The sequence below is a fragment of the Streptomyces blattellae genome (assembly GCF_009709555.1).
Lineage (GTDB): Bacteria > Actinomycetota > Actinomycetes > Streptomycetales > Streptomycetaceae > Streptomyces > Streptomyces blattellae.
In genome coordinates, this window is record NZ_WJBG01000249.1 from 25090 (window position 1) to 34337 (window position 9248).

Annotated in this window: 6 protein-coding genes; 3 read left to right on the top strand and 3 right to left on the bottom strand. The window is 71.0% G+C overall.

Annotated features, from left to right (window positions below):
* Positions 1–2: 2 nt before the first annotated feature.
* Together GFH49_RS37370 and GFH49_RS37375 are read right to left on the bottom strand one after the other, a co-directional pair.
* Positions 3–2066 (bottom strand): sigma-70 family RNA polymerase sigma factor, encoded by a 2064-nt coding sequence (locus GFH49_RS37370; protein WP_155060502.1) that lies wholly within the window; start codon positions 2064–2066, stop codon positions 3–5.
* A gap of 507 nt (positions 2067–2573) precedes the next feature.
* Entirely contained in the window at positions 2574–3329 is a 756-nt protein-coding gene (locus GFH49_RS37375) for a TetR/AcrR family transcriptional regulator (RefSeq protein ID WP_155060503.1), read from the bottom strand.
* Between the two features lie 377 nt (positions 3330–3706).
* On the opposite strand from GFH49_RS37375, the gene GFH49_RS37380 reads away from it, so the two are divergent.
* Together GFH49_RS37380 and GFH49_RS37385 are read left to right on the top strand one after the other, a co-directional pair.
* Positions 3707–5086, top strand: a complete 1380-nt coding sequence (locus GFH49_RS37380; RefSeq protein WP_155060504.1) for an NAD(P)/FAD-dependent oxidoreductase — start codon at positions 3707–3709, stop codon at positions 5084–5086.
* Between the two features lie 215 nt (positions 5087–5301).
* Positions 5302–6942: an ATP-binding SpoIIE family protein phosphatase gene (locus GFH49_RS37385; protein WP_155060505.1), complete on the top strand. Its 1641-nt coding sequence runs from the start codon at positions 5302–5304 to the stop codon at positions 6940–6942.
* 12 nt (positions 6943–6954) lie between these two features.
* On the opposite strand, the gene GFH49_RS37390 is transcribed toward GFH49_RS37385, so the two are convergent.
* The gene (locus tag GFH49_RS37390; protein ID WP_196218263.1) at positions 6955–8229 is read right to left on the bottom strand and encodes an MFS transporter; all 1275 of its coding nucleotides are present in this window, start codon (positions 8227–8229) and stop codon (positions 6955–6957) included.
* 122 nt (positions 8230–8351) lie between these two features.
* On the opposite strand from GFH49_RS37390, the gene GFH49_RS37395 reads away from it, so the two are divergent.
* Positions 8352–8900 (top strand): MarR family winged helix-turn-helix transcriptional regulator, encoded by a 549-nt coding sequence (locus GFH49_RS37395; RefSeq protein ID WP_155060507.1) that lies wholly within the window; start codon positions 8352–8354, stop codon positions 8898–8900.
* The last annotated feature ends 348 nt before the right edge of the window (positions 8901–9248 follow it).

A 9248-nucleotide genomic window follows, 5' to 3' on the forward strand; every position in this document is an offset into this window, starting at 1 on the left:
CCCTACGCGCAGGCGAACTTCGACTCCGCCCAGTCCGCGAGCATGAGGTTGTCGAAGTGGCTGTGCGGCTCGACCACCAGGCGTACGGTCTTGTGCCCGGTGAGGTCGACATGGACCGGGATCGCATGGTCGCCGCCCTTGATCAGACCGGACCTCCACAGCTGGACCCCGTCGGCGTGGACGGAGAAGTAGACCTTGCCGAGTCCCAGCGCCAGGTCGTCGACGCCGACCTGTGCGTCGTAGGACGTGCACTCACGGTTGAGGTCGATGGTGACGGAGGACCTGCCGTGCACGGTCACGCCGTGTGCGTACTGCCTGTCGGCGATCGAGATGCCGTACCGCTGCCACACCCAACTGCTCTCGGCGAGCCGCATCTCCGGCTTGGTGCCGTCGCCGCTGACGTCGTACGCCAGCTCGCTCCACTGGTAGTCGGCTGGAGGGGGAGGGGGTTTCGGCGTCGGGGTGGGCGCGGGCTCGGGCTCGGGCTTGGGTGTCGGGCTCGGGGTGGGCTTCGGTGAGGGTGTCGGCGTCGGCGTCGGCGTCGGCGTGGGTGTGGGAGTCGGCGTCGGCGTCGGGGTGGGGGTCGGCTCGAACGCGATCACCGGGGGATTCGGCGCGGGTTCCCGTTTCGAGGGGGCCGGTGTCTCCTCCACGGGCTGTATCGCCGGCGAGGACACGGGAGGCCTGGCCACCGGCTTGTTGGCCGGCTCATCGTCGCCGACCAGCGCGAGCGCCACCGCGGCGACGGCCACCGCGACCACACCGGCCGCGACGCCGGCCTTGACCGGCGCACCCAGCCCTTCGGAGGCCGCCGCACCGCCGCCGGCCCCTGCCCCGCCGGACGAACTGCCGCTCGCCGCCGCGGCCGCACCGGCGGCACCCGCCGCGCCCGCTCCGGTGCCCCCGGCGATGAGCGCGGCCGCCTTGGCGTACCCGGCGGCGCCGAACCAGCCGATCACCGCGACCGGTACGACGGCGGGGATACCGCCGGCGACTTCCTTGATCTGGCCCGCGGCCAGCCGGCACTTGGCGCATTCCTCCAGGTGCTTGCGCAAGCCCCGTTCGGCCCGGGTGCGCAGGCCGCCGCGGGCGTAGGCGCCGAGCCGGTCGGCGTAGCGGGCGCACTCCTCGTCGGCGGCGAGGGTGGCGCTGACGTGGGCCTGGAGGTAGGCCTGCTTGAGGCCCTCGCGGGCGCGGCTGGCGAGCACGCGCGTGCCGTTGGCGTCCAGCCCGAAGAGGGTGGCGACCTCGCTCGGCGACTCGTCCTCGACCTCGGTGTGCCACAGCACGGCCTGCCACCGCTCCGGCAGCGACCGGAAGGCCTGCATCGCCAGGGACTGCTCGGCCTCGTGCATCGCACGCACATCGGCGCCCAGGTCGAGGCCCGCCCCGAAGGAGCCGATGGATGCGGTGTCGGACACCTCGGAGACCCGCGTGGCCTCGGCGGCGAACACCGCGAAGTCGTCGACCAGTTGCTCGCGCTTCGCGGACTTCGTCCAGTTCGCGGCGACCCGGCGGACGGAGGTGAGCAGATACGCGCGTATGGCGTGCTCGGGGCCGGAGCCGCCGCGCACCGCCTGGAGCATGCGGGCGAAGACCTCGGCGGTGAGGTCGTCCGCGGTGTGGGCGTCCCGGCAGCAGGTGCGCGCGTACCGGCGCACGGCGTCCGCATGGCGCCGGTACAGCTCCTCGTACGCCGTGTCGTCGCCCGAGCGCATCCGCTCGATCAGGTCGGCGTCGGACGGCGGCAGCTCGATCGGCGGCGGCAGGACGCTGTCCTCACGCCACCCGTCCTCACGCCAGTCGCGCTGCGCCGGAACACTCCCTTCCGCCGCACCCCCGACCGATGCCCCATCCGCCCGGCCACCTTGCTCCGGTACCGGGGGCACTTCCGCCCGGCCACCTTGCTCCGGTACCGGCGGCACATCCGCCAGCCCCCGCCCCCCTTGGCCCGGCACCGGCGGTACATCCACCCGCCCGCCCTGGCTCGGCACCTGCGGCGACGTCAGCCCACCGGGCTCCGCCTCGCCGTCACCGAGTGACTCGTCCCGCCCGTCAACGCTCATCGCGGAAAGCCCCCGCCGCCTGCCCAACCAGCCCCGAACAGGGGCCAGGGTGCCATATTGGCTTTTGTTCAGGACCCAGCGGTACGGCCCATCCACTCGTCCGTGGCGACTTGCCGCGCGGTAGTACTAGCCGTCACCCAAACGGGGAAGCCTCAACGAACGTTCTGCCGCACAGGAGTTGAACACCACGACCGAAATGCGCGCTACGTCCTGGCCCCCGTCGTCGGCGACGACCTGGCTCCGGCAGATCACGTGGCCCTGCCCATGGCACCTCGGCAGCGCCACGCCCCGTAGCCCTCCGAGCAGGGGCAGCACTCCACCCCCGCCCGGCGTCACGTCATCGACCAGGCCACCAGACCGCCCGCGGTCACATCATCGACCAGGCGACCAGGCGACCAGGCGACCAGGCGACCAGGCGACCAGGCGACCAGGCGACCAGGCGACCAAGCCACAACGAAGCAAGCCGCCACCCCACCAGGCCACCACTCCACCCAGCGGCACTCACGCTCACACCGGCCGCGACCGCAGCCCCTCCAGCAGAATCTCCAGCAGCCGCGCCGAGGCCGCCGCCTGCTGCGCCGCGTCCGGCAGCGAGGGCGCCGCCGTCGCGATCACCAGCAGTACGTCCGACACCGAGACATCGGCCCGCAGCTCGCCCGCCGCACGCGCCCGCTCCACAAGCTGCCCCACGACATCGAGCAGCGCCGCCGCGCCCGCGTCGTCCGCGGGGTCCGACGAGGTCCCCTCAGGGACCAGCCGCAACTCTCCCGCCCCCGGCTGGGCGCGCTGCTGCGGCACCCGGGCCTCGTCGAGGCCGGAGGGGTCGTCGGCGACCCCGACCCGCAGCACCTGCGGCGGCAGCAGCCGCCCGGCACCGGACGCCACCGACGTCCGCAGGAAGCGCGACAGAGCCGACCAGGGCTCGTCCTCCTGGCCGAGCGCGGCCCGTGCCTGGTCGGTCAGCCGGGAGGTCTCCTCCTCGGCTATCCGCCGCACCAGGACGTCCTTGCTCGGGAAGCGCCGGTACACCGTGCCGACACCGACCCGGGCGCGTCGCGCCACGTCCTCCATCGGAGCGCCGTACCCCAGCTCGCCGAAGACCTCGCGCGCCGCACGCAGTACGTGCTCCAGATTGCGCTGTGCGTCCACGCGCAGCGGTGTCGACCGCCCTCCACCCGCGCGTCCGTTGCCCGCCGTCATGCCGACCGGACCGCTGGACGCGATGGCAGACGCAGACGACCAATGATTGTCCTGAATATGCATACGTGTTCCCCCGGTAATGACGTCTCCCCCCGGAGACTCTCCCCGCCCTCTGGACGCCGGGGCGTTGGGAACAAACCCGGATCACGGGCCACCCTCTGAGCCGGCCCGAAGGCGTATCCCCCTACACCCCGTCGCCACACGAACATAGTTGAGCGGGAGTCAATTCAGAAGGGGCAGGTTCCGGAGGGAGCGCTCCCCGATCGGAGTACGGGTCGGATACGTCCTGATTCCGCCCCTGCCCCCAGCCCGGCGCACACCCGCTGACCTGCGAAGTCCTCTCGCACTCCGACAATTCGGCCAACTGAGGGCGCCCCCGGCGCCCGGTCACACAAATTGCCGAGCCTGTGGACAAACTCAAGCGCCGGGTGCGTCATGGGATGGTGAAGGAACGTGCGCGCATTCTCGTTGTCGGCGGTGGCTACGTCGGGATGTACACGGCCCTGCGCCTCCAACGGAAGCTGAAACGGGAACTGAGGCAGGGCGACGCCAAGATCACCGTCGTCACCCCGGACCCGTACATGACCTACCAGCCGTTCCTCCCCGAAGCCGCCGCCGGCAACATCTCCCCCCGCCACGTCGTCGTGCCGCTGCGCCGCGTCCTCGACCAGTGCCACGTCATCATCGGCGAGGCCACGGCCATCGACCACGCCAAACGCACCGCGACGCTCACCACCCTCGCCACCGAGGAGGAGGGCACGGGCGCGCGGCAGCTGTCGTACGACGAACTGGTCCTCGCGCCCGGCTCGATCTCGCGCACGCTCCCCATCCCCGGCCTCGCCGACCACGGCATCGGATTCAAGACCGTCGAGGAAGCCATCGGCCTGCGCAACCACGTCATCGAGCAGATGGACATCGCCTCCTCCACCCGCGACCCCGCGATCCGCGACGCGGCGCTCACCTTCGTCTTCGTAGGGGGCGGTTACGCCGGAGTCGAGGCGCTCGGCGAGCTGGAGGACATGGCCCGCTATGCCGCGCGGTACTACCACAACATCAAGCCCGAGGACATGAAGTGGATCCTCATCGAGGCCTCGGACCGCATCCTGCCCGAGGTGGGCGAGGAGATGGGCCGCTACACCGTCACCCAGCTGCGCCGCCGCAACATCCAGGTGCTGCTGCAGACCCGCCTCGAATCCTGCGCGGACCGGATCGCCGTACTCAGCGACGGACAGCGCTTCCCGACCCGTACGGTCGTCTGGACGGCCGGCGTCAAACCCCACCCGATCCTCGCCGCCACCGACCTCCCCCTCAACGGCCGCGGACGCCTGAAAGCCACCGCCGAGCTGACGATCGCGGGCACCACGCACGCGTGGGCAGCGGGAGACGCCGCCGCCGTCCCCGACGTCACCGCGGGCGAACCCGGCCGGGAATGCGCCCCCAACGCCCAGCACGCCCTGCGCCAGGCCAAGGTTCTCGGCGACAACATCGTGCACTCACTGCGCGGCGAGCCGCTGGAGACGTACGCGCACTCATATGCGGGCTCGGTCGCCTCCCTGGGACTGCACAAAGGCGTCGCACAGGTCTACGGACGCAAGCTGAAGGGCTACCCTGCCTGGTTCATGCACCGCGTCTACCACCTCAGCAGGGTGCCGACCGTCAACCGCAAGGCCCGCGTACTGGCCGAGTGGACGCTGTCGGGGCTCTTCAAGCGGGAGATCGTCTCCCTCGGTTCGCTCGAACACCCCCGAGCGGAGTTCGAACTCGCGGCCGGTGGAAAGTCATCAGGAAAACCCTCGGACGACCCGAAGGGGTCGACCTGACCGAACCCGGGAACTCCACCGCCGGGCCCGGCGTCTGACGGATGTCGGCCCGGCCGGCCACCCTGCCAGACTGGTCACCGCTCCCACGGACGGGCACCTGCTCGCCCTTCGAACCCACGAGGCTCACCCACAGTGCTGCAACCCCGGGGTGCCACCCCCCAGACCCCCGGCCGGGTCCGGAGCTGGCCGAAGACGACTACACGAGGCAAGGATTCGTGAACTTCACGCGCTGGAGCGCCCGGCTCCCCGGAACGCAGCGCCGCGCCGCAGCGCGGACCGAAGCGGTCCCCTCGGACCGGCGGGGCGAGAACTCCGTGCCCGCCGCCCGCGCCGAACAGCTCACCGACGAGGCGCCGTGCGTGCCCGCCGTCGACGAACTGCCGGTCCGCGAGGTCCTCGACCGCGTCCCGGCCCTCGTCGCCCTCGTCCACGGCCCCGACCACCGCCTCGCCTACGTCAATGACGCCTATGTGACGGCGTTCGGCCCCCGCCCCCTCGGCGACCCGGCCCGCGAGGCCCTCCCGGAACTCGACGAACTCGGCCTGTTCCCGCTCCTCGACCAGGTCCTGCGCAGCGGCAAGCCGCGCACCGTCAAGTCCCGCAAGGCCCCCGACGGCCGCTCCTACACGTTCGCCTGCACCCCGGTCACGGACACCGAGGACGGCGGCGTGCTGATCTTCGCCACCGACGTCACCGACCACGCCGAGGCCGCCGAACGCCTCCGCGCCAGCGAACGCCGCCAGCGCGAAACCGCCGTCACCCTCCAGCGCTCCCTCCTGCCCCAGGTCCTCGAACAGCCCGACGACCTGCGCATCGCCGCGACCTACCAGCCGGGCGGCACGGAGGCCGCGGTGGGCGGCGACTGGTACGACGTGATCACACTCGGCGGCGGCCGCACGGCCCTCGTCATCGGCGACGTGATGGGCAGAGGCGTGCGCGCCGCCGCGGTCATGGGCCAACTCCGTACGGCGGTCCGCGCGTACGCCCGTCTCGACCTCCCCCCGCACGAAATCCTCCAGCTCCTCGACGGCCTGGCGACAGAGATCGACGCCAACCAGATCGCCACCTGCGTGTACGCCATCCACGATCCGAACGAGGGACGGCTGGTGTACGCCTCGGCCGGCCACCTGCCCATCCTGATCCGGGACGAGAACGGCCAGGTCGTCCGTACGGACGAGCCCACCGGCCCGCCCCTGGGCACCGGCGGCTGGATGCACACATCGGGCACGGTCGCCCTCAGCCCGGGTTCGACGGCCGTCCTCTACACGGACGGCCTGGTGGAACGCCGTAACGAGGACCTGGACGAGGGCATCGCCAGCCTGGAGCGGGCCCTGGCCGGCGCGACCGGCACGCCCCAGGTCGTCTGCGACCGCCTCGTCCGCACAGCGGGCGTCACGGCCGACCACGACGACGACGTGGCCGTCCTGGTCCTCCAGCACCCGTCCCGCACGGGCCCCGACAGCGACCTCTTCCGCAACGCGGCCCTGGAACTCCTGGGCGGCGTGGAAGCGGCCCCACGCGCGCGTGCCTTCGCCTCCGGGGTCCTGACCAGCTGGCGCTTCCCGTCCGACCTCCACGACCTGGGGGTCCTGGCGGCCAGCGAACTGGTCGCCAACTCACTCCAGCACGGCACCCCACCCATGCGCCTGAGGCTCCGCCGCACCGACCGCCGCCTGATCATCGAGGTGACGGACGGCGACGACCACCTGCCCAGACGCCGCCGAGCGGAACCGGGCGACGAGTCCGGGCGCGGCATCGCCATCGTCGCCACGATCGCCTCCAACTGGGGCTCCCGCAGAACACCAGGCGGCGGCAAGGCGGTGTGGTGCGAGTTCGCCCTCCCGAGGACGACCTGAGCCCCCGGCCCGTCACGCTTCCGCGGCCACCGGCTCCGCAGCCGCCCCACCCCGAGCGACCACCCGGCTCCTCACCGGCCACGGCTGATCCTGTACGTCCGTCAGCTGCCGCCCGAGCCGCACGGCGAGGCAGGTGATCCCCAGCGAGAACAGCAGGAACACCACGATGTACGGCGCATGCAGCGACGCCCCCATGGGCCCGCCCACCGCCGGCCCGACCGCCAGCGCCAACTGCTTGACCAGAGCGAACGCGGAGTTGTACTGGCCGGCCAGCCCACTGGGCGCAAGGTCGGCCACCAGCGGGGCAACCGTCGGCGACAACATCGCCTCACCCAGCCCGAACAGCGCGTACGTCGAGATGAAGGCGGCCGTCGCCATGGCCTGACTGCCGTGCCCCAGCCCCGCATACCCGGCCGCGATCCAGGCCACGGCCCAGATGAGCCCCACGGCGGCGATCACCCGAGACCGCCTCCGCCGTTCCACGAACCTCAGCACGACGAACTGCGCCACCACGATCATCCCGGTGTTCGCGGCCAGCGCGGTCCCCAGCGCGGACGTCGAGATCCCGGCCGCCTCGACCCCGTACGCGCTGAGCCCCGACTCGAACTGCCCGTAGCACGCGAAGAACAGCACGAAGCCCAGCACGCACAGCTGCACCATGGCCCGGTTGGACAGCAACTGCCTCCAGCTGCCCTGCGCCGATCCGGCAGGCACCCGGTCCATCCGCGGCGAGTGCGGCATGCGCACGGTCACCATCACCACGACCAGCAGCAGGAACATCGCCGCCTCGATCGCGAACAGCAGGGTGAACGAGCTGACGCGCGTGGCATCGACGAGATGCCCGCCGATGAGGCCACCGACACCCAGCCCCAGGTTCTGCAGAAAGAACTGCGTCGCGAACGCCCGCGACCGTGTCCCGGCCGACGAGCAGTCCACGATCATCGTCGCGAGCGCCGGCTGCATCACGGCCTGCCCGGCCCCGAGGCCGGCCGCCGACAGCAGTACGGCCGTGGCGTTGCCGGCGAGCCCCAGGCTCAGCGCACCGATCGCGGCGGTGACCAGGGCGGCGAGCAGCACCGGCAGTGGGCCCCGCCGGACGATGGCCCGCCCGGCGAACGGCAGCACGACCAGCGCGGCCACGGCGAAAACGGCGAGCACGAGACCCGCCGTCATCGCCCCCAGCCCCCGCACCTGCGCCACGTAGACGTACAGGTAGGGGACGGTGAAACCGAGCCCGAACGCGCTGAGTGCGTTGCCCACATGAATCCGGCGCATCGCTGCGCCCATCGCCCTGGTCACGTTCACCTCTCTCACTAGTTAGGAGTGAAGACTTCAGAACTAAAGTTTGAAGATAAAGCTTACACAGTGAAGGACTTCGAAGCAAAGGGGCATCATGCGATACTGCGCACATGGCCGAGACCCCTGGCGTCACCGAGCCGACGCTCGAAGAGCAGATCGCCGCCTACCAGCGCGAGTTCCAGGACCTCGACCCACAAGTCGAGAAGATCGTCTCGGCCTTGTCGCGCCTGAACCGCCGTATGAACGTCGCCTACGGCCGCCAGACCTCCGCTCTCGGCATCAGCAACGCCGAGTGGGAGGTCCTCAAGGCACTCGTCCTCTCCGGCGCCCCCTACCGCATGGGCCCTGGCGACCTCGCCAAGCGACTCGGTCTCACCCCGGCCGCGATGACCCACCGGATCGACCGCATGGTCACCGAGGGCCTGGTCACCCGCGAACGCGACGAGTCCAACCGCGTCCGGGTCATCGTGGAACTGACCGCCGAGGGCCGTGAGAAGTGGCTGGAGGCGATGCGTCTGGCTACGGTCTTCGAGGAGGACCTCCTCCAGGACCTGTCCCCGGAGGAGCGCACGGCCCTCGGCGAGGTCCTCACCCGCCTCCTGCGCAGGGTGGAGCACGCCCAGCCGGACGCCGGCGGCCGTCTCGCGGACCTCGACTGAAAGATCTTGACAGGGGATGCTTGACAGCACTCTCCTCGATCCGTAATGTTCTTCGGGTTGCCGCGGAGCCGTAACGGTTCTGCGACGGCACCTCCCGCCGCGAAAGCGGCAAACCAAACCATCAGCACGATCTCCCGGCAGGGTTGATTTCGGCATGCTCGAATTCAATTCGAATTGGGGCTCGGCGGCCCGATTGGGAATCGCCGAGAGAATCCGCTAAGGTTTGAGACGTCGGAACGGCCCAACGGCCGGGAAGGCGAAGCCCGCTGACTGGGAATCAGGCCCGAAAAGATCTGATAGAGTCGGAAACGCAAGACCGAAGGGAAGCGCCCGGAGGAAAGCCGCGAG